This window comes from Nonomuraea sp. NPDC050786 (assembly GCF_040654115.1).
Lineage (GTDB): Bacteria > Actinomycetota > Actinomycetes > Streptosporangiales > Streptosporangiaceae > Nonomuraea.
On record NZ_JBFAHJ010000055.1, the window covers coordinates 14,328 to 41,285 of the forward strand.

At 71.8% G+C, this 26,958-nt stretch carries 27 protein-coding genes; 9 read left to right on the top strand and 18 right to left on the bottom strand.

What is annotated here, in order from left to right:
- Window positions 1-17 precede the first annotated feature (17 nt).
- Complete coding sequence (locus AB0H84_RS51555; protein WP_357621584.1) at window positions 18-1,247, top strand: aminotransferase class V-fold PLP-dependent enzyme; 1,230 nt, start codon at window positions 18-20, stop codon at window positions 1,245-1,247.
- A 26-nt stretch (window positions 1,248-1,273) separates the two neighbouring features.
- On the opposite strand, the gene AB0H84_RS51560 is transcribed toward AB0H84_RS51555, so the two are convergent.
- Window positions 1,274-2,161: an alpha/beta hydrolase gene (locus AB0H84_RS51560; protein WP_357621586.1), complete on the bottom strand. Its 888-nt coding sequence runs from the start codon at window positions 2,159-2,161 to the stop codon at window positions 1,274-1,276.
- Window positions 2,148-2,894: a tryptophan 2,3-dioxygenase family protein gene (locus AB0H84_RS51565; protein WP_357621589.1), complete on the bottom strand. Its 747-nt coding sequence runs from the start codon at window positions 2,892-2,894 to the stop codon at window positions 2,148-2,150. Before AB0H84_RS51565 ends, AB0H84_RS51560 begins: the two co-directional genes overlap by 14 nt.
- 109 nt (window positions 2,895-3,003) lie before the next feature.
- Here AB0H84_RS51565 and AB0H84_RS51570 point away from each other — a divergent pair, with 109 nt between their 5' ends.
- On the top strand, window positions 3,004-4,464 hold the full coding sequence (locus AB0H84_RS51570; RefSeq protein WP_357621591.1) for an amino acid adenylation domain-containing protein: 1,461 nt from the start codon (window positions 3,004-3,006) through the stop codon (window positions 4,462-4,464).
- Here AB0H84_RS51570 and AB0H84_RS51575 read toward each other — a convergent pair.
- Window positions 4,453-5,184 carry an ABC transporter permease gene (locus AB0H84_RS51575; protein WP_357621593.1) on the bottom strand — a complete coding sequence of 244 codons (732 nt, stop codon included), beginning with the start codon at window positions 5,182-5,184 and terminating at the stop codon, window positions 4,453-4,455. The genes AB0H84_RS51570 and AB0H84_RS51575 overlap by 12 nt on opposite strands.
- Window positions 5,181-6,113, bottom strand: coding sequence for an ABC transporter ATP-binding protein (locus AB0H84_RS51580; RefSeq protein WP_357621595.1), 933 nt, complete (start codon window positions 6,111-6,113; stop codon window positions 5,181-5,183). The genes AB0H84_RS51575 and AB0H84_RS51580 overlap by 4 nt, the downstream gene beginning before the upstream one ends.
- Before the next feature lie 148 nt (window positions 6,114-6,261).
- Here AB0H84_RS51580 and AB0H84_RS51585 point away from each other — a divergent pair, with 148 nt between their 5' ends.
- Window positions 6,262-7,854 (top strand): alpha/beta hydrolase, encoded by a 1,593-nt coding sequence (locus AB0H84_RS51585; RefSeq protein ID WP_357621598.1) that lies wholly within the window; start codon window positions 6,262-6,264, stop codon window positions 7,852-7,854.
- Here AB0H84_RS51585 and AB0H84_RS51590 read toward each other — a convergent pair.
- Complete coding sequence (locus AB0H84_RS51590) at window positions 7,832-8,851, bottom strand: methyltransferase (RefSeq protein WP_357621599.1); 1,020 nt, start codon at window positions 8,849-8,851, stop codon at window positions 7,832-7,834. The genes AB0H84_RS51585 and AB0H84_RS51590 overlap by 23 nt on opposite strands.
- Window positions 8,852-8,973: 122 nt before the next feature.
- On the opposite strand from AB0H84_RS51590, the gene AB0H84_RS51595 reads away from it, so the two are divergent.
- The 6 genes from AB0H84_RS51595 to AB0H84_RS51620 all read left to right on the top strand — a co-directional run bounded on the left by AB0H84_RS51595 (window position 8,974) and on the right by AB0H84_RS51620 (window position 12,391).
- Window positions 8,974-10,260: a pitrilysin family protein gene (locus tag AB0H84_RS51595; RefSeq protein WP_357621601.1), complete on the top strand. Its 1,287-nt coding sequence runs from the start codon at window positions 8,974-8,976 to the stop codon at window positions 10,258-10,260.
- Window positions 10,261-10,469: 209 nt separating this feature from the next.
- Window positions 10,470-10,736, top strand: a complete 267-nt coding sequence (locus tag AB0H84_RS51600; protein ID WP_357621604.1) for a hypothetical protein — start codon at window positions 10,470-10,472, stop codon at window positions 10,734-10,736.
- A 13-nt stretch (window positions 10,737-10,749) separates the two neighbouring features.
- Window positions 10,750-11,016: a hypothetical protein gene (locus AB0H84_RS51605; RefSeq protein ID WP_357621605.1), complete on the top strand. Its 267-nt coding sequence runs from the start codon at window positions 10,750-10,752 to the stop codon at window positions 11,014-11,016.
- A gap of 65 nt (window positions 11,017-11,081) precedes the next feature.
- Window positions 11,082-11,342: a hypothetical protein gene (locus tag AB0H84_RS51610; protein WP_357621608.1), complete on the top strand. Its 261-nt coding sequence runs from the start codon at window positions 11,082-11,084 to the stop codon at window positions 11,340-11,342.
- 63 nt (window positions 11,343-11,405) lie between these two features.
- Entirely contained in the window at window positions 11,406-11,810 is a 405-nt protein-coding gene (locus tag AB0H84_RS51615; protein WP_357621611.1) for a hypothetical protein, read from the top strand.
- A 35-nt stretch (window positions 11,811-11,845) separates the two neighbouring features.
- Window positions 11,846-12,391 (top strand): hypothetical protein, encoded by a 546-nt coding sequence (locus AB0H84_RS51620; RefSeq protein ID WP_357621613.1) that lies wholly within the window; start codon window positions 11,846-11,848, stop codon window positions 12,389-12,391.
- On the opposite strand, the gene AB0H84_RS51625 is transcribed toward AB0H84_RS51620, so the two are convergent.
- From AB0H84_RS51625 to AB0H84_RS51685, 13 genes are all read right to left on the bottom strand, one after another.
- Window positions 12,348-13,550 carry a cytochrome P450 gene (locus tag AB0H84_RS51625; protein ID WP_357621616.1) on the bottom strand — a complete coding sequence of 401 codons (1,203 nt, stop codon included), beginning with the start codon at window positions 13,548-13,550 and terminating at the stop codon, window positions 12,348-12,350. The genes AB0H84_RS51620 and AB0H84_RS51625 overlap by 44 nt on opposite strands.
- A complete protein-coding gene (locus AB0H84_RS51630) occupies window positions 13,547-14,800 on the bottom strand; it encodes an NAD(P)/FAD-dependent oxidoreductase (protein ID WP_357621618.1) in 1,254 nt (417 codons plus the stop codon). Before AB0H84_RS51630 ends, AB0H84_RS51625 begins: the two co-directional genes overlap by 4 nt.
- 67 nt (window positions 14,801-14,867) lie before the next feature.
- Entirely contained in the window at window positions 14,868-15,260 is a 393-nt protein-coding gene (locus AB0H84_RS51635) for a DUF393 domain-containing protein (RefSeq protein WP_357621621.1), read from the bottom strand.
- Entirely contained in the window at window positions 15,238-15,969 is a 732-nt protein-coding gene (locus AB0H84_RS51640; protein WP_357621623.1) for a response regulator transcription factor, read from the bottom strand. The genes AB0H84_RS51635 and AB0H84_RS51640 overlap by 23 nt, the downstream gene beginning before the upstream one ends.
- Window positions 15,969-16,532, bottom strand: coding sequence for a hypothetical protein (locus tag AB0H84_RS51645; protein ID WP_357621626.1), 564 nt, complete (start codon window positions 16,530-16,532; stop codon window positions 15,969-15,971). The genes AB0H84_RS51640 and AB0H84_RS51645 overlap by 1 nt, the downstream gene beginning before the upstream one ends.
- Window positions 16,529-17,509, bottom strand: coding sequence for an alpha/beta hydrolase (locus AB0H84_RS51650; protein WP_357621628.1), 981 nt, complete (start codon window positions 17,507-17,509; stop codon window positions 16,529-16,531). Before AB0H84_RS51650 ends, AB0H84_RS51645 begins: the two co-directional genes overlap by 4 nt.
- Complete coding sequence (locus AB0H84_RS51655) at window positions 17,506-19,257, bottom strand: ABC transporter ATP-binding protein (RefSeq protein WP_357621631.1); 1,752 nt, start codon at window positions 19,255-19,257, stop codon at window positions 17,506-17,508. The genes AB0H84_RS51650 and AB0H84_RS51655 overlap by 4 nt, the downstream gene beginning before the upstream one ends.
- A complete protein-coding gene (locus AB0H84_RS51660) occupies window positions 19,254-20,123 on the bottom strand; it encodes a hypothetical protein (protein WP_357621634.1) in 870 nt (289 codons plus the stop codon). Before AB0H84_RS51660 ends, AB0H84_RS51655 begins: the two co-directional genes overlap by 4 nt.
- Window positions 20,124-20,233: 110 nt before the next feature.
- Complete coding sequence (locus tag AB0H84_RS51665; RefSeq protein ID WP_357621636.1) at window positions 20,234-20,491, bottom strand: hypothetical protein; 258 nt, start codon at window positions 20,489-20,491, stop codon at window positions 20,234-20,236.
- A gap of 213 nt (window positions 20,492-20,704) precedes the next feature.
- A complete protein-coding gene (locus AB0H84_RS51670) occupies window positions 20,705-23,530 on the bottom strand; it encodes a thioester reductase domain-containing protein (RefSeq protein WP_357621639.1) in 2,826 nt (941 codons plus the stop codon).
- The gene (locus AB0H84_RS51675; RefSeq protein WP_357621642.1) at window positions 23,530-24,246 is read right to left on the bottom strand and encodes an alpha/beta fold hydrolase; all 717 of its coding nucleotides are present in this window, start codon (window positions 24,244-24,246) and stop codon (window positions 23,530-23,532) included. Before AB0H84_RS51675 ends, AB0H84_RS51670 begins: the two co-directional genes overlap by 1 nt.
- The gene (locus tag AB0H84_RS51680; protein ID WP_357621644.1) at window positions 24,243-25,391 is read right to left on the bottom strand and encodes an acyl-CoA dehydrogenase family protein; all 1,149 of its coding nucleotides are present in this window, start codon (window positions 25,389-25,391) and stop codon (window positions 24,243-24,245) included. The genes AB0H84_RS51675 and AB0H84_RS51680 overlap by 4 nt, the downstream gene beginning before the upstream one ends.
- Window positions 25,391-26,958, bottom strand: a 1,568-nt coding sequence (locus AB0H84_RS51685; RefSeq protein WP_357621647.1) for a condensation domain-containing protein, incomplete at its 5' end; no start/stop codon positions are given. The genes AB0H84_RS51680 and AB0H84_RS51685, both read right to left, overlap by 1 nt.

Genomic DNA, 26,958 nt, shown 5'->3' on the forward strand with positions numbered 1-26,958 from the left:
CCGACCTCGGAGTAGCCATGACGGTCCACCACCCGACCCTGGACGACGCCCGGCGGCTCGACGCCGAGGATCCGCTCGCTCCGCTTCGCGACCGCTTCGTGCCCACCCTGCCCGGCCGCATCTACCTCGACGGCCACTCCCTGGGCAGACCGCCCGCCGCGGCGCAGGACACCGCCCGCGCGCTCATCACCACCGAGTGGGCGCACGACCTGGTGAACTCCTGGTTCTCCCGCTGGATGAGACTCCAGCACGACATCGGCGACCTGCTCGGCCGGCACTTTCTCGGCGCCGCGCCCGGCCAGGTCGTCGTCACCGACTCCACCGGCGTCAACCTCTACAAGCTGGCCCGCGCCGCCGTCCCGGCCCGGCCCGAGCGGCGGCTGATCGTCTGCGACCGCGGCATCTTCCCCACCGACCGCTACATCCTGGAGGGCGTGGCCGCCGAGCGCGGGCTGGAGCTGCGCCTGGTGGCCTTCGACGAGATCACCGGGCCCACGCCCGACGCCGTGGCCCGGGTGGTCGACGAGCGGACGGCGCTGGTGTGTCTGTCGCACGTCGACTACCGCTCGGGCGCGATCGCGGACATGGCGGCGATCAACGCCGTGGCCCGTTCCGCGGGCGCGCTGACGCTCTGGGATCTGTGTCACTCCGCGGGCGCGGTGCCGGTCGAACTCGACGCCTGCGGCGCCGACCTGGCCGTCGGTTGTACCTACAAGTACCTGTCCGGCGGCCCGGGCGCTCCTGCGTTCGCGTACGTACGGCGCCCGCTCCAGGACCGCCTCACCCAGCCGATCTGGGGCTGGTTCGGCCACCGCGACCAGTTCGCCATGCCCCAGGGCTACGACCCGGCCCCCGGCATCCGGCGCTTCCTCGTGGGCACCCCGCCGGTGCTGAGCCTCGCCCTGGTCGAGGACGGCTGCCGCCTGCTGGCCGAGCCCGGCATCGCGGCCCTGCGCGCCAAGAGCCAGGCGCTGACCGGCCTGCTCATCGAGCTGTACGACGCCTGGCTCGCGCCCCTGGGCGTCCGCCTGGCCGGCCCGCGCGAGGCCGCGCTGCGCGGCGGTCACGTGGCGTTCGCGCATCCTGCCGCCGAGCGGTTCGGCAAGGCGTTGGAGGCCGAGGAGGTGATCGTGGACGTCCGCCCGCCCGACAGGCTCCGCTTCGGCCTGGCCCCGGCCACGACCTCGTTCACCGAGGTGTGGACGGCCGCCGACCGCTTCCGCGGGATCGCCGCGCAGATGAGCTGAGCCCGCGGGCGACCTGACCGCGCGGATCAGCCGAGATCGAGCGCCCGGGACAGCCGTTCCCAGGTGACCGCCCATGCCGGGCTGCCCGGGTCGATGACCGTGAAGTGGTCCCCGCCCGGCAGGCGGATCAGCTCGCAGTCGTCGCCGGCCGCCCGCGCCGCCCGCTGGTACCGGACGCTCATCTCGTACGGCACCGCGTCGTCGGCGGTGCCGTGGACGAGGACCTGAGGGACGCCCAGCGGCAGCAGGTCCGCGGGTGAGGCCAGCTGGTACAGCTCGGGCACCTCCTCGGCGGTGCCGCCGATGAGCCCGGCCGCCGCGTCGTCAGACAGCTTCCAGGCGTGGGCCAGCCGAAGGTCGGCGACCGGCGCGAGCCCGACCACCAGGCGCAGGCGTATCCGCCCGCCCACGCCCCACGGCGTGCGTGTCCTGGCGGGCAGCCACGCGGCCAGGTGCCCGCCCGCCGAGTGGCCGACGACGGCCACCCGCGCCAGATCGAGGGAGTGCGCGGCGGCCAAGCCGGCCAGCGCCTCCAGGCCCGCCGCGACGTCGGTGAACGTGCCCGGCAGGCCGCCGCCGGGGTCACCCACCCTGCGGTACTCCAGGTTCCAGGCGGCGACGCCCGCGTGGGCCACGGCGTGCGCGAGGGCGTGCATGAGATCGGCGCGGTAGCGGCTGCGCCAGTAGCCGCCGTGGACGAGGACCACCACGGGGTGGGGCGGCCGGCCGGTCTCCGGCAGCCACAGCTCGCCGTACTGGTCGGCCTCCGCACCGTACGGCACGCGCAGGCCCCCGCCGGGCACGGTGAAGCGGGCCAGTTCGGGCGGGTACGGCGAGCCGGCGTCGTACGGCGAGCCGGCGTCGTACGGCAGGCCGGCGTCGTACGGCAGGCCGGCGTCGTCAGAGGCGGCCACGCACGCTCCACAGTTCCTCGAAGAACCGTTTGGCGAGGGTCGATCGTAGGTACCCGACGCCCGACGAGCCACCCGTGCCGTCGCGGCCGCCGATGATCCGTTCCACCATGCGCACGTGCCGGTAGCGCCACTGGGAGAAGCCCTCGTCGTGGTCGATCAGCGCCTCGGCGAGCCGGCCGAGGTCGTCGTCGATCACCTCGCTGCGCAGGATCTCGGCCAGGTCGGGCGAGCCGCGCCGGACCCGCAACATGTCGAAGGCCTCCGTGAGTGCGGGCTCGGCGAGCCGGCGCGTCAGCCGTTCCCGCTCGGCGTCCGTCAGGTCGTCCCGGCGCAGGTGGGCGGGGTCCTTGAGGCCGGACAGGAACTCGATCTCGCGGAACTGCGCCGACTGCAGGCCGCTGGAGCTGTACAGGCCGCCGCGGAACTGCTGGAAGGAGCCGGGGCTGATGGTGGCGAGCACGTCGATCTGCTCGCACAGCACGCGTTCGATGACTCGGACGCGCCGCAGGCAGTACAGCGCCCACGGGACGTCGTCGGCGAGCATCGCGTCGCGCGCGCGCTCGAGCTCATGCAGGAGGATCTTGAACCACAGCTCGTAGATCTGGTGTGCGGTGAAGAAGAGCATCTCGTCGTGATGGCCCGACGGCGACTCCTGCAGGGAGAGCAGCTCCTCCAGGTGCAAGAAGCCGCCGTAGGTCCTGCTCCGTGCCGCGGGGTCCATGGCAGAGTGCATTCCCCGACGATACTGTCCGGCCACCGGGCCGCTGAAGATCGGCTGGGCTGCCCGTTCGGCGAGGGCAAGTACGGCTGGCGCGCTCCGGCGCTTGATCTAGCGTTCCAGCATGGACACACTGCCCAGCCTGTTCGAGGCGCAGGTGGCGCGGACCCCGGCGGCCACGGCCGTCGAGTCGCCGCTCGGCACGCTGACCTACGCCGGACTCAACGCGCGAGCGAACCGGCTTGCCCGCCATCTCGTCCGGCTCGGGGCCGGGCCCGAGGACCGGGTGGGCGTGGAGCTGCCCCGCTCGCCCGCCGCAGTGGTCGCCATGCTGGCCGTGCTGAAGTGCGGCGCGGCCTACCTCCCGCTGGACCTCGCCCTGCCGCCGGCCCGCCGCGAGACGCTGATCCGCGACGCCGCGCCGCTCACTGTCATCCGCCACGACCTGCCGCAGGACGACGCAGGACCGCTCGGCTCCCTCCCGGACGGCGACCTGGTCGACGAGGAGCGGGCCCGGCCGCTGCGGCCCGCCCACCCGGCCTACGTCATCTACACATCCGGCTCCACGGGGACGCCCAAGGGCGTGGTGGTGCCCCACAGTGCCATCGTCAACCTGGCGCGCGACCACATCAGGCGCACCCGGCTGGACGGGACCGGCCGGGTGCTGCACATCGTGGCGCCCGGCTTCGACCCGGCCGTGGCGAACGTGGCGATGGCCCTGCTCTCCGGCGCGACGCTCATTCTGCCGGGCCCGTACGACCGGCTGTCGGGCGAGGACCTGGCCGACGCCCTGTGCCTGACCGCGGCGACCTGCCTCCAGATCCCGACGGCCCTGCTGGCCACGCTGCCCGACGAGGACCTGCCGACGCTGCGCACGCTCATCGTCGGCGGTGAGCGGGTCAGCCCCGAGCTGGTCTCCCGCTTCGCGCCGGGCCGCCAGATGATCAACGCGTACGGTCCCACGGAGACGACCGTGGCCGCCACTGCCTGCGACCCGCTCGACCCGGCCCGGCCGCCGTCCATCGGCCGCCCGATCGACGGGGTGCGGGTGTACGTGCTGGACGGACGCCTCCGCCCGGTGCCCCCCGGCGCCGAGGGCGAGCTGTACATCGCCGGCGCCGGTGTGGCCAGGGGCTATCTCAACCAGCCGGGGCTGACCGCGCTGCGCTTCCTCCCCGACCCCTTCGGCCCGCCCGGGGAACGGATGTACCGCACGGGCGACCTGGTCAAGGCCGGACCGGACGGCGACCTGATGTTCCTCGGCAGGACCGACGAGCAGATCAAGCTGCACGGCAACCGCATCGAGCCCGCGGAGATCAGCGCGGCGCTGGAGCGGCACGACGGCATCGCCCAGGCCGCGGTCGTGCTCAAGGGAGAGGGGCAGCCGCGGCTCGTGGCCTACGTGGTGCCCGCCGGTGGGCGGGCGGCCGCCCCCGCCGGCACGGAGCTGCGCAGGCACCTGGCGGGGATCCTGCCCGCCGGTATGGTGCCCGCGGAGTTCGTGACCATGGAGGCGCTGCCGCTCACGCCCAACGGCAAGCTCGACAGCCGTGCGCTGCCGTACCCGGCGGCGTCAGGACGATGAGCCGTCGTCCCAGCGGAAGACGCGTACGGCCAGGGCGCCGAGCAGCAGCGCGCCGCCCGCGCCGATCGCCCACGTCACCCACTCCGGGTGCGGGGGCTCCATGCCGACCAGTTCCCAGCGCAGGGCGCCGGTGATCAGGGCCGGGGGCAGCCACTGAAGGACGTCGGCCACTCCGGCGGGCAGCATGCTCAGCGGGACGACGGCGTCGCCGATGAAGATGATCGCGATGACGAGGATGGTCAGCACGGTCTCGGAGGTCTCGGCCGAGGTGAGCACGGCCGCGAACACGAAACCCAGCGCCAGCAGGAAGGCCAGCCCGACGGCGCTGGTCAGCACCAGCCCGGGCAGCCGCGACACCTCCAGGTAGCCATAGGCCACGCTGACCGCGCAGTTCAGCACGATGAACGCGGCGGCCAGCACCAGCCGGAGCGGGGCCAGGGAGAACAGCAGGGCACGGCGGGTCAGCGGCGTCGTGCTCAGCAACCGGAGTGTGCCCCTGCGGCGCAACTCGGCGGTGGGCAGCACGGTCCCGTACAGGGCGATGGCGGCCAGCGCGGTGAACAGCGCGCCGGGGAGCTGGAAGCGACTGACGTCGCCGGAGCCGACCGGCCCTACCATCGCGAGCACCAGGAAGAGCAGCGGGAAGCCGATCACGCCCATGGCCGCGCGGCGGTCCCTGGTGAGCTGGCGGGTGTGGGCCAGGGCCAGAGTCCAGTTCATACCTTCACCTCGGTGAACACTCGTCCGGTCAGTTCCCGGTAGACCTCGTCGAGCCCGGAGGCGCGGACGACGACGTCACGTACGGGCGGGTCGATGCCGCGGAGCAGCGCCGAGACGGCCGTGGGATCGGAGGTGGAGACGTGCACCTTGGTGCCGCGCACGTCGATCGCCAGCACGTCGGGACGGGAGGCGAGCAGGTCCCTGGCATGGCCGGCATCGCGGGAGAAGGTTACCAGGTGGTGGGGCGCGTGGCGGGCGATCAGCTCGGCCGGGCTGCCCTCGGCCAGCAGCCGCCCGTGGTCGATGATGGCGACCCGGTCACACAGGGACTGGGCCTCGTCCATGGAGTGAGTGGAGAGCATCACCGTGCCGCCCTCGTCGCGGAAGCGGAGCAGCACCTCCCACAGTTCGGCGCGGGCGTTGGGGTCCAGGCCGGTCGAAGGCTCGTCGAGCACGACCGCGCGGGGCCGCCCGATCAGCGCGCAGGCGATGAGCAGGCGGCGCTCCTGGCCACCGGAGAGGTTGCGCACCTGTGTGCGGGCGCTCTCGGTGAGGCTCACCGCGGCCAGCAACTCGGCCACGTCCCCCGGCCGCTCGTAGAAGGTCCGCCAGAGGGTGAGCGTCTCCTCGGCGGTCAGCAGCGGGAAGAGCTGGGCCTGCTGCGGCTGGACGGCCAGGACGCGGACCAGCTCCTGTCGTTCGGCCGTCGGGTCCAAGCCGGCGACGCGGACGGTGCCCGAGGTGGGCGCCCGTAACCCGGCGATGATCTCCAGCGTCGTGGTCTTGCCGGCCCCGTTCGGGCCGAGCAGCCCGAAGATCTCCCCTTGGTCTACCCGGAGGTCAAGACCGTCGACGGCTTTCTTGTCGCCGTAACGTTTGACGAGCGAAGCGAGCAGGACAGCCGGATCTCTCGAATGTGTGGCTGACAAATCACACCTCCAACCTGTACAACGGCACGTTACCAATTGTCAGTGACGAGTTAAACGGAAAAACGGTCTGGTCAAATGGCCAGGGTCCCGGACCGGGTCGAGCGTTATCGTGACGCTACCGCACCTATATTCACACAGGGAATGCCGCATGTTTCTCCGATTACTCACCGCGTTTCTGACCGTCTCCCCGTTGGCTCCGGCACCCGCGGCCACGGCCGCTGTGGCAGCCGCCCCCGCCGCGATCGCCTGGGGGACCTGTTCCGAGCCGTTGCTCGCGTCGCTGGGGCTGGAGTGCGCCAAGGCCGACGTCCCGCTGGACCACGCCGCCCCGGGCGGCCGCACGGTGAAGATCGCGCTGGCGCGCAAGGCGGCCACCGCGCCGCCCGAGCGGCGGCTGGGGGCCCTGCTGGTCAACGTCGGCGGCCCCGGGCAGGCCGGGCGTACGCTGGCCGCGGCCCTCACCGTGCTCATGCCGTCCGACCTGGTCACGCGCTACGACATCATCGGCTACGACCCGCGCGGCACCGGCGCGAGCGAGCCGCGGATGAGCTGCGACCCGGCCCGCTTCGCCCCCGTGCAGCCCGACACCGTGCCGCGTACCCTCGCCGACGAGCGCGCCCAGATCGAGGTGGCGCGCGGCTACGCCGCCGCCTGTGCGGCCCGGCACGGCGACCTGCTGCCTCACATGCGCACCGCCGACAACGCCGACGACCTGGACGCGCTGCGCCGGGCGCTGGGCCAGGACCGGATCTCCTACCTCGGCTACGGGTACGGCTCCTACCTGGGCGCCGTCTACGCCACGCGCCACCCCGGCACCGTCGCCCGCATGGTCCTCGACAGCGTGGTCCGGCCCAGCCACGTGTGGTACCGGCACGGACTCGACCACGCCACCGCGATGAACGACCGGGCCCGCGATTTCTTCGCCTGGATCGCCCGCCACAAGTCCGCCTACGCCCTGGGCGACACTCCCGAGAAGGTCGAACGGGCCTATTACGCCGCCAGGGACCAGGTACGCGCCCGGCCCGCCGGGCAGGTCGTGGGCCCGCGCGAGTTCGACGGCACCTATCTGGCGGCCGGCTACGAGACGACGTGGTGGCCGATGCTCGCCGCCGCGCTGTCGGCCTTGGCCCGCGGCGACGCCCAGCCACTGGTGGACGCCTACCGGTACTTGGCGCCTCCGGACGACAACGACTACGCCGTCCACAGCGCGACCCAGTGCGCGGACGCGCCGTGGCCGCGCGACTGGGACCGCTGGCGCCGGGACGCCTGGCGGCTCCACCTCCGGTCCCCCTTCGTGGGCTGGACGCACGTCTGGTACAACGCCCCGTGTGCGTTCTGGCCGGTTCCGGCGGGTCCGGCCGAGCCGATCTCGGGTCGGGCGGTCGAGAACGCACTGCTCGTCCAGGCCACCAAGGACGCGGGCGCGCCCTGGCCGGGAGCGCTGGAGCTGCACGCCAAGCTGCCCACGTCACGGCTGGTGCTGGAACGCGGGGGGATGAGCCACGGCGTGTCGTTCCTGCGCGGCAACGCGTGCGTCGACGGGTATGTGGCGGCCTACCTGGCCGACGGCACCCTGCCCGACGACCGGCCCGGAGCCGACGCCGCCTGCGACGCCCCACCCGAGCCCGTCCCGGCGGCGGCCTCGAACGCGGCGACGGCGGACGCGGGCACGGCGGCGAAGGGCGCGGCCCCCGTCGTCGGGGCGCCGGTCTCGCTGCTCATGCTCGGACGTACTCGATGACGTGGTAGCCGGACAGCGGCGTCTGGCGCGTCTCGACGTGCGTGAGCCCCGCACGCTCGGCCAGGCGGTGGATCTCCTCCGGCCGCCTGGCCCGCCCGTTCTGCACGACCAACTGGAACATATCCAGATATGTAATGACCTGATCGTCGGCCCTGGCCGTGACGCAGGTGTCCACCACGACCACCCTGCCCTCTGGGGGAACGACCTCGGCACAGCGGCGCAGGATCGCCACCGCGTCGTCGTCCCCCCAGTCGGGGACGACGTTGGCCAGCAGATAGACGTCGTGCCCCTCCGGGAGGGGGTCGAAGAAGCTGCCGTCGACGGTGACGCAGCGCTCGCCCACTCCGGCCGCGGCCAGCGTGTCGGCGGCGGCCGCCGCCGTCTCGGCCCGCTCCACCAGGACCGCGCGCAGCCCCGGGTGTGCCCGCAGGATCGCGGCCGTCAGCTCGCCCGTGCCGCCGCCCACGTCGGCCAGGCTTCCCGCGCGCTTCCACACCTCGTCCTGGGCGATCTCGCCGGCGTACCCGGCGGCCATCGCCGTGGAGACGGCCGAGGTGCGCCGCGACATCTCCGGGTCGGCCGCCATGTCCTCGTAGTAGGGGCGGCCGAACACGCGACGGTAGGCGTCGCCGCCGTACCGTACGGTGTCGAGGAGGCGTCGCTGGGCGTCGGCGATCCGGCCGTGCGGGCCGTCGAGGTCGAGCAGTTCGTGCATGCCCCACGGGTGCGCGGGCGACAGCAGCGACGCCGCCCTGTTCGCCGCGAACACGCCGGGCGCGACCTCGTCGAAGATCCCCCGGCTGCTGAGATAGCGCAGCATGCGCTCCAGCGCGTCGGGATCGGCGCCGCAGGCGGCGGCGAGCTCGGCCGCCGTGGAGCCGCCCGGCGCGACTTCGTCGGCCAGCCGCAGGGTGGCGGCGGCGCGGACGGCGTACGGGACCATCAGATCCAGTGCCGCGGTGACCAGGGTCAGCGCTTCCTCGTCTCGCTCTGTCATGGCCCGAGCCTGGCATCGCACCGCCGCCCGGGGAGCGCCTGCCCGGACCGGATTTCGGCCAGGCCGGACGGGCAGCCCGATCGGGCAGCCCCGTCCCCGGGCCGCCGCGTTAGCGTGCCGGTGTGCCGGCCACACCGCATCTCCGCCGTACCGTGCTCCCGAGCGGCCTCCGTGTGATCACCGAACGGACGCCCGGCCGGCACGCCGCGGCCTTCGGCGTGTGGGCCGCCACCGGCTCGCGTGACGAGCCCGAGGAGTGCCACGGCGCCTCGCACTTCCTGGAGCACGTCGTCTTCAAGGGCACCGGCCGCCGCACCGGCGAGCGCATCGCCGCCGAGATGGACGCCACCGGCGGCGAGTCGAACGCGGTCACCGCCAAGGAGCACACCGCCTACTTCGCCAAGGTGCTGCACGAGGACCTGCCCCTGGCCGCCGATCTGATCTGCGACATGGTGGTCGACCCGGCGCTGAACGGCATCGACGTGGAGACCGAGCGCGCCGTGCTCCTCAACGAGCTGGCCATGCAGCGCGACGATCCGCTCCAGGCGGCGCAGCAGGAGCTGGCGTACCTGCTGTTCGCCGACGAACGGCTCGCCCGGCCGGCGGGCGGTGCGGAAGCCACGGTCGGCGCGATGAAACGGGACTTCGTGGCCGCTTTCCACGCCGAGCACTACGTTCCCGAGAAGCTCGTGGTCGTGGCGACGGGAGACGTCGACCACGACCGGATCGTGGAGCTGGCCGCGGCCGGTCTGCTGCGGCGCTTCGGTGACCGCCGCCGCGACCCCGTGCCGCCGCGAGAAGGCCCGGGGAGCGTGACGGACCGGCCAGGCCGCTGCCGGGTGCTGCCCAGGAGCGTGGAGCTGGCCTCGCTGATGGCCGGCGTGCCGGCGATCTCTCACCTGCACCCGGCCCGCTACGCCATGGCCGTGCTGTCCACCGCGATCGGCGGCGGCATCTCGTCCCGGCTCTTCGTGGAGCTGCGCGAGCGGCGCGGGCTCGCGTACGCGCTGGGCAGCCACGCGCAGGCGTACTCCGACGCGGGCGCGTTCGCCGTCCACGGGGTGTGCCGGCCTGCCGACGTGCCCGCCTTCCTGGAGTGCCTGCGGACCGAGCTCGACCGGATCGCCCGCGACGGGCTGAGCGAGGAAGAGGTCGAGCGCGCCAAGCGGCGCACCCGGGGGCGGCTGGCGCTCGGCCTGGCCGATCCGCTGGCCCGGGCGACCGCGCTGGCCCAGGGCGAGCTGTCCGGGCAGGCCCCCATGACGGTCGGCGACCTGGTGCACAAGGTCGGCGAAACGACCGGAGAAGAGGTACGGGACCTGGCCTCGCAGCTTTTCTCCGCGCCATTGTCTTTGGCCGTCGCCGGCCCCTTCCCTAATGATCGCGACTTCCTCTCGGCGGGGAACTAAATCCACAATATGTTGGATGTGCGCGGCAACTCCGTTCCCTAGCATTACAGGTGTGGAAGTCTCCACAGAAAGGGACGGGAATTGCATCCGGCGGAGACCGCGGCGTAAACCCGATCGGTCGGATCCAGCCGTTACCGCTGGGGTGGCGACCCATTTTCCGTAGTTTCGCGGGGCCATTACCGCCCCCGTGAAAGAGAGGGAACCATCCAATGAACCGAGTCGAAGCGATCGCGCAGAACACGATCCCGACGCGCGCCGCCGCCGGCTTCCAGCCGCTGGAGCACGCGAAGCCGGTCAGCCCGGTGCTGTTCACGCCGGTCGCCGCGTTCGTGGCCGGCTACAACGCCGTCAAGTTCACCTGCACCTTCTTCGGCGGTGACCACCTGGAGTCCACCGCGCTCAAGGGCGGCTCGGACATGACCCAGCTCGACGTGGCCGAGCTGGTCGAGCTGCGCCGGCACATCCTGCACACCTGAAAGGAACGATCCGATGAACGGAGTGGAGCGCGTCGCGCAGGAGACCATCCCGGGGCGCAGCGCGGCCTCCTTCGCGCCACTGGAGCACGCGAACCCGGTCAGCCCGGTCCTCTACACGCCGGTCGCGGCGTTCGCGACCGGCTACCTCGCCGCCAAGTACGTCTGCACCTTCTTCGGCGGCGACCACCTGGACTCCACCGCGCTGCCGTCCGACGTGGACCTGGCCGGCCTGAGCGGTGACGACCTGGCCGACGTCCGGCGGGACATCCTCCGCCGCTGACACCGATGGGTGTCCGGCGGCCGTGCGAGGCCGCCGGGCGCCCCCAGCAACCAGAGAGGAAGCACATGAACGCAGTCGAAAGCGCCGCCCAGCGGATGCTCCCCACCCGCACCGGCCCCGATCTGGAACCCCTGCGGCTGCTGTCGCCGCAATCGCCGGCTCTGACCGCCATCACGGCACCGGTTACCCACGTCATCCTCGTCGCCTGTCCCACAGTGTTCGGCGGCAGCGTCGCCTCGCGGACGGCCCTGAGTGGCACCCCGGACCTGGGCGTCCTCGGCGTCGACGACCTGGCCGCCACCCGCAGGAACGTCCTGCTCGGCTGAGCACCAACGGGCGCCCGGAGGCCGGGTGCCCGTCCCCCCCTTTTCCCGAATCGGAGGTTCACCATGAGATTGAGCGGACGGCTTGCGGTCCTGGGTGCGGCGGCGGTGGCCGCCACGGCGTTGACGACATACCCGGCCGCGGCGGCCACCCCATGGTCGAGGAGCTATGGGACGGCCACGGCCGCGGGCACCACCGAGTTCGTGAGTGACGGAAGGCTGGGCGGCACCACGACTGTCTCGGGAGAGCTCACCAATACCGGAGCGGACTGCTACTCGATCTGGGTGCAGTACATCTACGATCTGGTCCCCGGCCCGGTGGTCAAGCACGTGACCCAGTGCGGCGCGGGCTCGGCCCCCATCAACATCAAGTGGACCAGCACCTTCCTCACGCCGACGCAGCGCATGTACGTGCGGTTGTGCAAGGGCCAGGAGAAGGCCACCGACTGCGCGGCGCCGCTGATCCCATGAGGACGCGACCGACTCCCGCTCAGGTAGGCAGGGGATTGCTCATCACGTTCCTGGGCGCGTGGTTCGCCGCCGCCACGATCAAGCAGGAGCCCACCCGCCGCCTCGAGTGGCACCGCAAAATCGACCCCGGCGGGCTGCTGCTGCCGGAGTGGCGGTTCTTCGCCCCGCATCCCGGCGTCCACGACAACAACGTGCTCTACCGGGACGAGCTGGAGGACGGCGAGCTCACGCCGTGGAAGGAGATCACCTCCGCGGTGCCGCGCAAGATCCGGCACATCTTCTGGCTGCCCGAGCACCGCATCGACAAGGTGATCTTCGATCTGGCCGGCGAGGTGTCCAACACGATCCTGGACGGCAAGCTGGAAAGCCCCGAGGACATCCAGCTCTCGCTGCCGTACCTGTTCCTACTCAACCACGTGACGCACAACCACCCGCACCACCCGCGGGCCATCAGGACGCAGTTCCTCATCGCCCGCTCCGCGGGCTGGGACGAGTCCGAGGAACCGCTGATCGTCTTCTACTCGAACCTGCACCCGATCAAGCGCTCAACCGTACGGCCAGGCGTGAAAGTCCCCACGTGAAGTTCGAGGCGTTGTAGGCCGGCCGGTCGCGTAGCTCGATGGTCCGTACGCGACCGGCCAGCTCGCGCAGGAAGACCGTCAGCTCGATCCGGGCCAGCCGGGCACCGATGCACAGGTGGCGCCCGGCGCCGAACGTGACGTGCCGGTTCGGCGTCCGGCCCACCAGGAAGCGGTCGGCCTGCGGGAACTCCTCCTCGTCCCGGTTGGCCGAGACGTTCCAGAGCGTCACCCGGTCGCCGGGGGCGATGTCCACGCCGCCGATGGTGGCCGGGCGCAGCGCCGTACGCAGGGCGTGGACGCCGGGCACGGTCCAGCGCAGCACCTCCTCCACGGCTGCGGGCAGCGCCGGCTCGCCGCCCGACCTGAGCAGTTCCCACTGGTCCGGGTGGTCGGCGAAGGCCAGCACCGCGCCGGCGGTGGAGAAGCGGGTCGTCTCGTTCGCGCCCGACAGGACACCGCTGCAGTTGAAGACGATCTCCTCGTCGGTCAGCGGGCGCCGGCCGCCTGTCTCGGCCACGCGCTCGTCGGTGGCGATCCGGCTGATGAAGTCGTCCCCCGGCTCCTCGCGCCGCTCGGCCAGCAACTCGCTGAAATACAGGAAGATCTCGCTGTGCGCGTGGCTCTTGGCCTCCTCGTCGGTGCCCTCGAAGGCGGCGGAGATGGTGTCGCAGACCCAGTCCCACTCGCCGGCCGGGATGCCCATGAGCGAGCAGATCACGTGGTTGGTGAGCCGCTTGGCCACCTCGTAGAAGTCGACCTCGCCACGTTCCAGCACGTCGTCGATGGCGCGGGCGGCGGCCGCCCGCGCCAGACGTTCCATGCGGGGCAGCTCCGAGTGGCCCAGAGCCTTGGAGATCACACTTTTGATCCGGTTGTGCTCCGGCGGGTCGGAGACGATCAGCATCCGCTGGGAGACGGCCGCCACGGCCTTGTCCACGCTGCCCAGGCGCATGCCGTGGCGGGAGCTGAACGTCTCGGAGTCGGTGTAGACGCGGGTCACGTCGCGATGCTTGGTCACCACCCAGAAGCCCGGCCCGCCGGGTTCGGGGTGCCAGTGGACCGGTTCATTCCGCCTGAGCCAGGCGAACATCGGCCAGAACGCGTTGCGGCCGAAGAGCGTCCCGTCGGTCACGTCGATCAGCACGGCCGGCTCGGTCATACGACGCTCGCCTCCTCGGGCACCTCAGGGATGGGGAAGAGAATGGCCAGCGCCGACACCCCGGAGACCATGGTGACGAACGCCTCGCGCGCCTCCACGTTCCGTACGTCCAGCTCGGCCATGGCCTGGGCCTGCTGGAAGTAGTCCTCCCGGTCGCGATCGGGATCGTAGAAGAACCGGACGTACTCCAGAAACGTCATGATCATCTTGTGGTGGCTCACGCGGTAGGCGTCGAAGGCGCGCTCCTCCATACCGGGGCTGCGCAGGGCGACGTCGATCGCGCGGGCGGCCGGGTGCGCGCACAGGATCGCCAGGCACACGCCGCCGGAGAACAGCGGGTCGATGAAGCCGGCCGCGTCGCCCACCGTCAGCCAGCCCGGGCCCACGGTGGTCTCGGCGAGGTAGGACCAGTCGCGCGTGGTGCGGAACTCGGCGACCGGCTCGCTGCCCGCCAGCAGGCCCTTGACGACCTTGCTCTCGGCCAGGCCGGCGTCGTACAGCTCGCGCAGGGTCCTGTCCTTGCCGAGCTCGCTGGTGGGGGTCACGTAGCCCACGCTCAGGGTCGGCGGCTCGCTGTCGACCGGGATCGCCCAGAACCAGCCGTCGGTGACCCGTTCGACGAGAATGTTGCCGCGCTGATCGTCGGGCAGGTCACCGGTCGGCGCCCAGTACGTCCAGTGGGCCACACTGCGCATGTCGTCCTGCCACTGCACGGGGCTCAGCCCGCGGCCCAGCGCCCGTGCCTGGCCCGACGCCTCCACCACGACCCTCGCCCGCGCCACCCGCTCCTGCCCGGCCAGCGTGTAGCGCACGCCGGTCACGCGGCCGTCGTCCGTCAGCGCCTCCTTCACGGTCGCCTCCTGCCGTACCACGGCCCCCAGCTCCCCGGCCCGCGTGAGCAGCAGGTCGTCGAACTCGGCGCGGCGCACGTGGTAGGAGTAGTCGTAGACCACGCCGGGGACCTCGGAGAAGTGGATGTTCCACAACTGCCGGTCCTTGCCCCACACCAGGCTGAGCCCGTCCTTCCTGGGGAAGCGTATTCCGGCCAGCCGGTCGACGAGGTCGAGCTCCTCCAGCACGGTCATCATGCCCGGGATCAGCGACTCGCCGATGTGATAGCGGGGGAAGCGCTCCTTCTCCAGGATCAGCACCCGGTGGCCGCGCTTGGCCAGCAGCGCGCCGGTCACCGAACCGGCCGGCCCGCCGCCGACGATCACGGCGTCGAACTCCTCGTACTCGTCCCCGCGCATGGGGCTCCTCCTTATGACGAATCGCTGATGACGAATCTTCGATGACGGTCTTCGATGACGGATCGGGTCAAGAGTCGGGGTCACGGATCGGCACCGCGCAGGCGGCGGTCCCTCCGGGCAGGCGGTATCGGTTGGTCGCGACCAGGCGGTAGACCACCATCGCGACCCAGCTGATCGGCGGCGTCGCCAGCAGCAGCCCGGCGGCCCGCCACGGGGGGCCGCCGGTGCGCAGCAGCGCGGCGAACGCCTGCACGCCGCCGCGCACGGAGGTGCGACCCCGGGCGTCCCTGGTGACCCAGAGCGCCTCGTGCCGGGCGCGCGTGGCGGTGGTGCCGAAGGCGGCCAGGTCCGTTCGCTGGTACGCCCTGGCCTCCGCCGCCGGGCGCACCCGGCCCAGCAGCCAGGTCACCGACCTGGTGCAGAATCCGCAGTCGCCGTCATAGATGAACAGGGACTCCATCCGCGTCGTCCGCTCCTCTCGGTTCCTGATGGGCGGCCGGGACGTACGGCAGCGGCCCGAACAGCCCTCGTTGATGGGCAATGAAGACCGCCTCGGTGCGGTTGCGGACGCCCAGCTTGCGCAGGATCTTCAGCACGTGGGAGCGGACCGTGGCCTCGGTGATGACGAGCTTCTCGGCGATCTCCTCGTTCGGGCAGCCGATCGCGAGCAGTCCCAGCACCTCCTGCTCGCGCGCGGTGAGCGCGCCCGTCGCCCGCGGGTCGTCGCGCCCCTCGGCCAGCCGCACCGCCAGCGGCAGCATGGCCAGGGCGACGTCGTTGAGCATGATCGGCGGGATGTACGGGTGCCCGGCGGCCACCGCGCGCACCGCGGTGACGACCTCCTCGTCCTGGCTGCCGGCGAAGATCACCCCGCGGAACCCGGCGTGCAGCGCCACCAGGAGCCGGTCCCGGTCGCCGGACCCGGTGACGATGGCGATCAGGCCGCCGCGCATCCCGGGGCCCGGGAAGTGCCGCTGGGCCGTCCGGGCCAGATCGACGCCGCCGACGTCGAGCGAGAGCAGGATCACCAGCGCGTCCGTCCCGGGCAGCCGGCCCTCCGGCGGATGGTCCGCCGTCACCACCGAGCCGATCCCATCGGCCCGCCGCAGCGCGCCGACCAGCCGCTGCCGCCGCAACACGTCGGCGTCCACCACCACTACGGTGTTCATCAGCTCAGGGGATGGACGTTGGACAGGAAGAGCGCCAGCGGCTGCTCCGACTCATCACGCCCCGTGGACCGGCAGATGAGGAACTGGGTGGCCTTGGCATGCCGGTGGTGCTGCTGCCGGTGGGTCACATAGTTGAGCAGCATGAGATAGGGCAATGTCACCTGGATGTCCTTGGAGCCGGTGAAATCCGGATCGACGACCGTCCGGGCTATCTGGCCCACCAGGTCGAACAGGGCCTTCTCGTCGCGGCGGTCCGGATACCACAGGATGTGCACCCAGAACCGATTGCGCGTCGGGATGACCTCCTTCCAGGGCGTCACCGTGCCGTCGTCCAGCTCGTCCCGGTACAGCAGGTGGTTGTCCCACATTCCCGGGTTCGGGGCGAAGAAGCGCCAGTCAGGGACGACCATGCCGCTGCCGTCAATCTTGGCCACCCACGCCAGCTTGCCCGCCCACTCCAGCTTCCGCGTCGGCTCCTGCTTCAGGAAGCTCAACGCGAACCACGTGCCGAACAACGCGTAAACCGTCCCGCGCCCGATGCGCGCGCCTAATGTCCCGTTCACGTCTCCTCCAGCTCGGATAACCGGACCACCTTCTCGATCACATGCGCGACCTTGGCGGCGTGGACCTCCTCGGCGATGAGCTCCACGTGCCCGGACTCCTCGATCTCGTGGACGCCGCCGCGCCCGAGCGCGGCCAGCTCGCGCTGCAGCTCCATGTGCATCGGGTCGTCGTCGGACGAGGCCGTGGCGGTGAGCACGGCGACCGGGCAATCGGGCGGCACCGTCGTCTCGCGGACGGCCGCCTCGACGTTGTCGAGCCAGGCGCGGAACTCGGCGTACGCGCCGACGCACGCGGAGCGCCGGTAATACTGGGCCATGGCCACCGACCGCTCCGGTTCGGGCAGCCCCCCGATCCGCATCATGGCCGGGGTGGCGGTCAGCCGCATCAGGCCGAAGGTCGCCTTGGTGACGGACGTCCGCAGGTCCTGCTCCACGAAGTGCAGGCCCATGCGCTGCCGGTGGGATCTGATGAGCTGGTCGGGGTGTGAGGAGTCGACGAACACCAGGCCGGCGACGTCCTCGGGGTACTTGTGGGCGAAGTGCCTGATGAGCAGGCCGCCGTAGGAGTGGCCGGCCAGCACGTACGGGCCGGGCAGGCCCAGCGCCGTCAGCAGCGCTTTGAGGTCGCGGGTGGCGAGGTCGGCGGTCAGCGGCTCGTCCGGCGGATCACTGCGGCCGATGCCGGCCCGTTCGTAGCACAGGACCGGGGCGAACTCGGCGACCATGGGCCGCACCCAGGCCCAGCCCTCCAGCGGGCAACCCATGCCGCTCTCCAGCACGACCGTGGGGCCGGGCCGATCGGTGCCGGCCAGCAGCGCGTGCAGCCGCCTGCCGCCGATGTCGATCAGCTGCCCTGGCAGGGGGATCCGCTCCGCGTCGCGGCGTTCGGCGACGGTCTCGAACAGGGTGCCGGCGGTGAGCGCCAGCCCTGTCGCGGCCACGCCCAGGCCGAGCACTCTCGGCAGCGTCACCTTCATCGTCGAACCTTCCCTTCCGTCAGCTCGGGCGCGAACTGGGTGTGGACCAGGCGCCGGTAGAGGTCGTCGGAGGCCATCAGGCTGTCGTGGGTGCCCTCGCCGCGGACGCGCCCATCCTCCACGACGATGATCTTGTCGGCGTCGACGACGGTGGAGAGCCGGTGCGCGATCACCACGACCGCGCGCTCGGCCGCCTGCACCTTGATCGAGTCGCGCAGGGCCTGCTCGGACTCGGCGTCCAGGTGGGCCGTGACCTCGTCCATGAGCAGCACGTCCGGCCGGGTGAGGATCATGCGGCCGATGGCGACCCGTTGCCGCTGCCCGCCGGAGAGCTCGGCGCCCTCCTCGCCGACCTGGCCGTCCAGCCCGTCCTCGAGCCCGTCGATCCACCGGTTCAAGTTGGCCGCTTCGATGGCGTGCTCCAGCTCGGCCTCGGTGGCGTCGGGGGCGGCATAGAGCAGGTTCTCCCTGATCGTGCCGTCCATGACGGGGGCGTGCTGCTCCACGTACCCGACGCGGGCGCGCAGCTCGGCCAGGTCGATGTCGCGTACGTTCCGGCCGCCCAGCATGATCGCGCCGTCGTCGGCCTCCCACAGCCGCTCGATCAGCGAGAAGATCGTGGACTTGCCGGCGCCCGACGGCCCGACTATCGCGGTGACGCCCCGCGCCGGCACGGAGAACGACACCCCGCGCAGCACGTGACGCCCCGGCTGGTAGGCGAACCAGACGTCGTCGAGCCGCAGGATCTCACCCTCGGGCCGCGGCGCCACCGGGGCCACCGCACCGGGGCGCTCCTCCTCCGCGGGCAGGGTCATGATCTCCTGCAGCCGGGCCACGGAGGCCACGCCCTGCTGGAACTGCGCGGCGGAGGCGAAGAAGTTCACCAGCGGCGTGACCATGTAGAAGAGGTAGAGCAAGAAGGCGGTGAACGTCCCGAGCGACAGCGCGCCGCTCGACAGCCGCAGCGCACCGACGACGAAGACGACCGCGTAGGAGGCCTGCAGGCCGAGGTTGACGGCGGGCAGCAGGGCGGCCACCAGCCGCACCACGCGCTGCTGTGCCCGATAGGCGTCGCCGGCGTGTGCGGTGAGGCGGGCCGCCTCCCGATCCTCCGCCCGGCTGATCTTGATGGTGCTCAGGCCGGCGAGCGCCCGTTCCACCGCCGCGCCGAAGTCGCCCACCCGGCCCTGCAGGTCCACGGTGGCGCGGCGGACCCACCGGGCCAGCGTGAGGCCGGCGACCGCCGCGACCAGGAGGCACAGCGCGGTGACCCCGGCCAGCACCGGATCGATGATCACCATCAGGGCGACGGCGCCGATGACCGTGACGGCGGCCAGCAGCATGCCGGCCAGGCTCTGGGTGAGCGCCCCGGAGATCAGCGAGGTGTCGGAGAGCATCCGCGCCATGGTGTCGCCGCGGCGCCGCTCCTGGTGGTCGCTCATCCGGCCGCGCAGCAGCCGGTGCACGATCGTCTCACGTACGCCGAGCACGATCCGGCTGCCCGTCCGGCCGACGATCAACGCCTGTGCCGCCGCCACGGCGCCCTCGACCACGAACAGGGCGACGAGCAGCAGCAGCGTGGTGGTCGGGAAGGGCCCGCCGGACATGCCGCCGATCAGCGAGCCGATGACCACGGGCTGCGACAGCGAGGCGCCGGTGGCGGCCACGCCCAGGCCGAGTGCCACCACCAGGCTCGTACGGTGGGGACGCAGCAGAGCCAGGGCGCCATGCAACGGGCCGCCCTTCATCGCCGCTTCCGGAAGACGCGCAGCAGTTTCTTGGGCGAGACGTCGTCCAGGTTCATGTGCTTGGACATATAGACGACGGCCGGATAGGTGCCGACGAAAGACCACAGGAACCTGTTCAGTCCCATGAACATGGCGTTCCCGGCGTGGAAGGAGGCGCCCGCGGCCAGCATCCCCCACGCCGACTTCTTGGGCAGGATCAGGGCCAGCGGCACGATCGACTCGCCCACGATCACGCCCCAGCCGGCCAGCTTGGAGAGCATGGGCCGGTCCTTGAGGATCTTGTAGACGCGTTCGTCTCCGTAGACGTAGGTGCGGAAGATGCCGGGCATCGCCTGCCCCTGCCGCCAGGACGGTCCCGCGGCCTTGGCCAGGCCCGCCGCCAGGTACGACAGCATGGACTGCCCGCCGATGAACCAGGCGCTCGCGGCCCGCGCCTTGGGGTCGTTGGGAAACAGGCGGGCGGCCAGCAGCGCCATGTAGGTGAGCTGCGACATGTGCTCGGTGCCGTCCGTGCCGGCCCGGATCCGTACGGCCAGCAGGTAGTTCGTCACCGCGATGAACGCGACCGCGATGTCGCGCGAGGTCCTGTCCGACTTCGGGTTGATCAGCGTCAGCGCCGCCACGAGCCGCAGGTTCAGCAGCACGTAGATGCCCGGCGGCTTGAAGAGCACGTTCAGGAAGTCGGCCTTCTTGCCGGCCAGCATCCTGATGCGCAGGCGCTCGACCTCCCAGCTCATCAGGCCGGTGTCCTCGAACAGGTCGGGACGGGCCAGATACTCCATCGAGGCCAGCGCCAGTCCGACCGCGCTGATCGTCTCCACCTGGCGGAGGGCTCTGTCGACGGGTTCAACCGCCTTGGTCGTCATCGTCACTCCTTTGCCATGCGGTGGATGCGCGGCCTGCTACCGGCCTGGTGACCGTGCCCGCGACCGGACGGTGCCGGCGGGGGGCCGCCGGCACCGCGTGTGGCGATCTGTCAGGCGAGGAGACCCGACCGCCGCGCCTCGACCAGACGGTCGGCGGTCAGGGGACCCTCGGCGTCGAGAACGACGCCCACGTCGGCCTTGGCGGCGCACGCCTTCTGGGCCACGCAGATCGTCGCGCCGACGGTCACGGTCGCCAGGATGATCGGGGTCAGGGTGGGAGGAGCGACCTTGTTGTACTCCAGCGGCCGCAGAACACCCTGCTCCAGACCGGGAATGTCAACCTGTGCCGCCTGCTCGATTCGGTTCATCTCAACCTCCTCGTAGTTCTTACCGGACACATTCAACATATTTCCCGGAGCTTCTCCGCCACATCCACCAAAATATTGGTTGTTGGGATTATCTTGTCTCACATATCCGAGACCATGAAAAATGGCCACTCATACTCGCCATATGACCACCCCATCGGAGTAGTCATATGGGCATGCCGAATCAGCGACGGTCGACAATCGGCGGGCGCGGAATCACGGGGCGGCGATATGGCCCGCCCGCTGGAAATGCTTTATGCAGCCCGCCAGGAAATCGGGGTCGATCGGCGGGAAACCCGGCCGGTCGCCCAGCGCCCTGGCCGCCCGCTCGCACGAGTACGCCGGCTCGCGCATGCCACCCAGCACGCCGCGCACCCACGGCCCGAGCACCGCCATGGCGGTGTCCCAGTTGCCGGACGGCTCCCGCAGCGACAGGCGGACCAGCTCGGCGTACCAGGCCTCCAGCTCCATCGAGCGCACGTCGTAGCCGCAGGCCCGCATCGCCTCGCCCACGTCCAGGAACGTGAACGGACGGGGGCTCACCAGATGGAAGACCTGGCCGAGGGAGTCCTTGTCGCGGGCCAGGGCGGACATGGCGGCCGTCACATGGCCCACCGGGGATGCCGTCATGGCCACGTCGCAGTCGGGGAAGGCGTTCAGCCTGGCACAGACGCGGAGGATCTCGCTGGTGCCGTCGCCGAGCTTCCAGTGCTCCTCCCCTGGGCTGCCGATCAGCCGGGAGGCGCGGTAGAGCACGACCGGGACCTCGCGTTCCTGGGCGAGCGTCATCATCCGGTCGGCCACCCACTTCGCCTGCAGGTAGCCGCTGCCGGCCGCGGGCACGTCAGGGTCCAGCGGCAGTTCCAGCCCGGCGCGGGCCGGGTCGGGGTGGTGGGTGAGGGCCGCCGCCGACAGGTAGTGGACCGGCACCGTACGCCCGGTCGTGGCGAGCCGCAGCACCTCGCGGGCGCCCTCCACGTTGGTCCGCATGACGCGGCGGTAGGAGGACATGATGTTGACGACGCCGCCGACGTGGTGGATCTCGTCGATCGACGTGCCCAGCTCAGCGAAGCGACCCTCGTCGAGGCCGAGGGCCGGCCGGGCCAGGTTGCCGGGGACGATCTCCATCCGCCCGGCCTGCTCCTCGCGCCACAGGCCGGCCGCCCTGAGCGCCTGCTGGACCCGGGCCCGCCCCTCCTCCTCGCTCTCGCACCTGACCAGGCAGGTCACGGTCGCCTCGGTATCGTGCAGCAGCCGAGACAGCAGGGCTGTGCCGGCATAGCCGGTGGCGCCCACAAGCAAGATCCGCTCCGGGTCGGGCACCCAGCCGGGCTCGCCTCCGGGCCTGATGTCGTCGCCGAGCGCGGTCTCGGCCACCAGGTCGAGCCGGCCGCGCACCTGGGACCCGGCGTCTTCGGCGCCACCTCCCTCGATCAGCCGGGCCAGGCCCGCGACCGTGGGCTCCTCGAACAGCGCCCGCAGCGACACGGGCGTCTTCCACCGATCCATCACGCGGTTGACGACCTGGGTGCCGAGCAGCGAGTGCAGGCCCGCCTCGACGAGGTTGTCGTGGACGCCCAGCGGCCCGGTCTCCAGCAGTTCGGCCATCAGCTCGGCCACGGCGGCCTCGGTCTCGTTGCGCGGCACGCCGGGCTCGGTCCCGGCCTCCGTCGTGCGGGGTGCCGCCATCGCCCCGCCGACCGGCAGCCCCAGCCGTACGGGGTCGGTGAGGGCGTCCAGCGGCTCCTCGGGGCCGCGTACGATCGCCAGCAGCGCCGCGCGAACGGCCCCCAGCAGCAGCCGCGCCCCATCCGCATCAAGCCGCCTGCGGTCGTAGACCAGCCGCAGCGGGAAGTCCCCGCCCGGCAGGACGGCCAGCGAGAACGGCACGTGCGGCCGGCTGTCGAAGACGTACCCTTCCAGCTCCAGCCCCACCTTGGCCAGCGAGAACTCCGGGAGCGGCACGTTCTGGAAGGCGACCAGGCTCTCGAACAGCTCCTCCGAGCGCGGCACCCCGCTCCAGGAGTGGATGTCGACCAGCGACACGGCCGAGTGCTCGCGCACGGCGATCACCAGGTCCTGCACCTCGCGCAGCCACTCCACCACCTGCAGGCCGGGCCGGATCACGGTGCGCACGGGCACGGTGGAGACCATGCAGCCGACCGTGGCGTCGGCGTGCGCCATCTCCTGCGGGCGGTGGGCGAACGTGATGCCCACCACCACGTCATCGGCGGCCGTGCAGGCGGCCAGCACCAGTGCCCACGCCGACTGGATCAGCGTGTTGGCGGTGAGCCGGTGCTCGCGGGCGAAGGCTCGCACCTCATCGGCGACCTCGGCCAGCGACAGGTTCTCCCGCTCGTGGGAGACCTCTCCGTCCAAAGACTCCACCCCGCCCAGGTGGACCGGGGCCGGCGGGCGGTAACCGGTCAGCCGCTCCCGCCAGAACGCCTCGGCGTCGTCCGGGCGCTGCCGCATCCACCAGGCCACGTAGTCGCGGTAGCGGCCGGGCAGCGGCAGGTTCGCGGGCCGGCCGGCGACTCCCGCCTTGTACAGGGTCATGAACTCCGACAGCACGATGCCGACCGACCAGCCGTCCAGGATCAGGTGATGGAAGCGCAGGGCCACCTTGTACCGGTCACCGCCCAGCCGGTACAGCGTCACCCGCATCGGCGGGGCGGCCTCCAGGTCGAAGCCGCCGCGCCGCTCCTCCAGGAATCTGGCGTGGATCACCTCGTCCTGGTCGCAAGGGGCAAGGTGGCTCAGGTCCCGCTCGTCGTGCTCCAATGCGCCCTGCCGGCGCACCGCCTGCACGGGCTTGCTGATCTCGTCCCAATGGAAGGTCGTGCGTAACGCTCCGTGCCGCGCCACCACCGTGTCCCACGCCGCCCAGAAGGCGGCGGTGTCCATGCGGCCGGTCAGGTTCAGCAACGACTGCTCAATGTAGTTACCCTCCGACGGCGCGTACAGGTTGTGGTACAACATGCCGTGCTGTAGAGGGGAAAGTTGGTAGACGTCCTCCAGCTCATCTGCTTTGACCGGCATCAAGCCACCTCACTCAGGGATGAAAGGGTTTCCGCGAGCTTGTTCAGCAGCGGTTCGCGTGCGCTGCGCAGGAAGAAGTGGTCTCCCGGCAGCTCGTGCAGGGTGAAGCCGGAGCGCGTGCACTCGGCCCAGGTCTCCATCGCCGCCCTGCTCACGACCGGGTCGTCCGCACCGCAGAAGGCCGTGACGGGGCAGGACGGCAGTGGCCCCGGCCGGTACTGGTAGCGCTCGGCCACCGTGAAGTCGGCGCGGACGACCGGCAGCATGATCTCCATGAGCTGGCGGTGTTCCAGCAGTTCCCGCGGGGTGCCGTTCATCGCCCGCAGGCCCTTCAGGAGTTGGGTGTCGGACAGGTCGCTGAGCCGGGTGATCGGCCCGGGCCAGATCGGCGCCCGCGCGGCGGCGACGATCAGGTGCAGCGGTCGCACGCCGTGAAACCGCTCCAGCCGCCAGGCCAGCTCGAATCCGAGCAGGGCTCCATAGCTGTATCCGAAGATGACCACTGGTAGGTCGTCCGCGGCGGCCACCGTCTCCAGCAGGTCGGCGACGACCGGCTCCAGCCGGTCCAGCGGCGCCTCCGAGAACCGCAGCCCCCTGCCGGGCAGTTCGAGGGGGCGGACGTCGACCCCCTCGAGGGCCGCCCGCCAGTCGTGGAAGACCCGGGCCGAACCGCCGGCGTACGGCAGGCAGAACAGCCGGGCGGCGGCGCCGCTCACTGCCGCACCCCCTGCGCGCCCAGCAGGGTCGAGGCGATACCGCGTAACTGCATGTTGGACGTGCCCTCGTAGATCTTGCCGACCTTGACGTCCCGGTAGAACCGCTCGGCGGGGAAGGCGGTGGAGAACCCGTTGCCTCCGTAGATCTCCAGCGACCTGGAGGCCACCCGCTCCGCCACGTCCGACGCGAAGAGCTTGGCCATGGAGCAGGCACGCAGCCGCTCGGCCGCCGTCCCGCCACCGGTCGCGGCGCGTACCGCGTCGCCCAGCAGCGCGCTCGCCGCGGCCACCTCCGTCGCCATCTCGGCCAGCGCGAACTGCACCGCCTGGAAGGACCCGATGGGCTCGCCGAACTGGCGGCGCCGCTGGGCGTACCCGATCGCGCCCTCCATCGCGCCCCTGGCCAGGCCGACGAGCTGCGCCGCGATGCCGATCTTGCCGAGGGCGAGCGTCTCGATGGCCAGCACGTCGCCCTCGCCCACCGCGCCGAGCACGGCCTCGCGCCCGACGCGGACCCCGTCGAGGATCACCTCGCAGGTCGAGGTCGCCCTGATGCCCATCTTGGCCACGCGCGGGCCGACGGTCAGTCCGGCGGCCGGACACTCGACCAGGAACGCGGTGAGGCGCGGAGTGGCGTCCCCCTCCCTGACCTTGGCGATCACCAGGAACAGGCCGGCCTCGGCGGCGTTGGTGATCCACTTCTTGCGGCCCGTGAGCACGAAACCGCCGTCCTCGGACGTCGCCGTCGCCGACATCGCGAACGCGTCGCTGCCCGCTTCCTCCTCCGACACGGCGAACGCCCCCACGGTGCCGGAGGCCAGGCGCGGCAGGTGACGGCGGCGCTGATCGCCGGTGCCGTACCGCATGACAGCCCCTGCCACCAGCACGTTCTGCACGTCCGCGAACACCGCGACGGCCGGGTCGACGCGGGCCAGCTCCTCGATCGTGGCGACCGTCTCCCACAGGCCGCGGCCGGCGCCGCCGTACCTCTCGGGAATCTCCACGCCCATCAGGCCCTCCGCGAACAGGGCCTTGACCAGGTCGGAGTCCAGACGTTCCCGTACGTCCATCTCGGCGGCCAGCGGGCGCAGGCGGTCCTCGGCGAAGGACCGTACGCGCTGGCGCCACTGCGGATCCGCGGTCATCACAGGACCTCCAGGATCGTTTCGAGCTCGCCGTCGTCGAGTCCGGCGAGCGGGAAGTCGGCGGCGCTGACGTGGGCGCCGTTCCGGTCCGCGCAGACGTCGTCCACCGCCGCGCGGAAGCGTTCGGCCAGGGCGGCGACGATCCGCGCGGGCTCCTCGCCCGCCGGATGCCGCCAGGTGACCGTCAGCCGGTCGCCGGAGACAGCGGCGCACACGTCCAGCCGGTGGCCGTCGCCGTCCCGGCCGATCGCCGCCCCTTCCGGGAGGTCCAGGCGGCCGGGTGAGCGAAGGAGCACCTGGGAGGCGCAGCCGGCAGCCTCGGGCGGCAGGCCGCGGTAGCGCTCCTTCACGACGCGGAGCAGGTCGGCCGGGTCGCGTCCCTCGTCGGCGGCGAGCCGCAGATGGACCAGCGACGACACGGGTCCCGCCGCGCCGTGCGCGCCCAGCTCGTCGCGTTCGTCGCGTTCGACGTCCACGGACACGGCGGCGGCGTCGCCGAGGTGGCCGCGCAACGCGACCACCAGGGCCGACAGCACCATTTCCGGCATGGACGCGCGGCGGGCCGCGGCGGCGTCGAGCAGGGCGGCGGTCTGGGCGGACGAGAGAGTCAGCACGTGGTCCGCCTCACCCGGTCCGTCAGGAAGGAGCGGGACGTCGCCCGGTCCGTCTGAGGGGGGCGGGACGTGCTCGCCCGGGTCCGCCGGTGTGCCGCCGTCGTCCAGGCGGCCTGCCCAGGCCGCGATGGGGTCCTGGAGCGGTGGCGGCGCGGCGGCCGACGGGTCGGCCAGGGCCAGCAGCTCGCCGGCCAGGATCGCCAGGGAGCGCGTGTCGGCGACGAGCTCGTGGAGCAGCCACACGAGCAGCCGGCTCTCTCCGAGGTCGAAGATCGCGGCCTTGCTGACCGGGCCGTCAGCCACGTCCAGCTCGGCCCGCATCTCCGCGGTCATCTCCCGCATGGCCGCCGTCCTGCGGGCGGCCGACAGCGCGCCCAGCTCGATCACCGGCAGGGCCAGATCCTCTTCTCCGCTCACGGTCTGCAGCACCTCGGCCCCCTCGCCCGCCAGGCGCAGGCGGAGCGCCGGCTGGCGGCGCGCCATCTGCGTCATCGCCGCCACCACGTCCGCCGAGGCCACGGCCTGCGGCAGCGGCACCTCGATCCGGTGGACGCCGTGACCGTCCAGAAGGCGGCGCTGGTACGCGGTCAGCGGCACGCCCCGTCCCGACGCCCGGCCCGGGCCGCCCGCGGCTTCGCGCCGGTCGAGCTCGGCGGCCAGCTCGGCCACCGAGCGCGTCTCGAACAGGTCCTGGAGGTTGAGCTCCAGCCCTTCGGCGTTCGCCCTGGCGATGATCTGCACGCCGCTGATCGAGTCGCCGCCGATCTCGAAGAAGTTGGCCAGGGGATCGACCTGCTCGACGCCGATGACCTCAGCGACGATCTCGGCCAGACGGCGCGCGCTCTCCCCCACCTCGACCGGCGCGGTCTCGGTGGTCGAAGGCCCAGCATCCAACCGCTCCAAAGCAGCACGATCCACCTTGCCGTTACCCGTCAACGGCAACTCATCCAGAA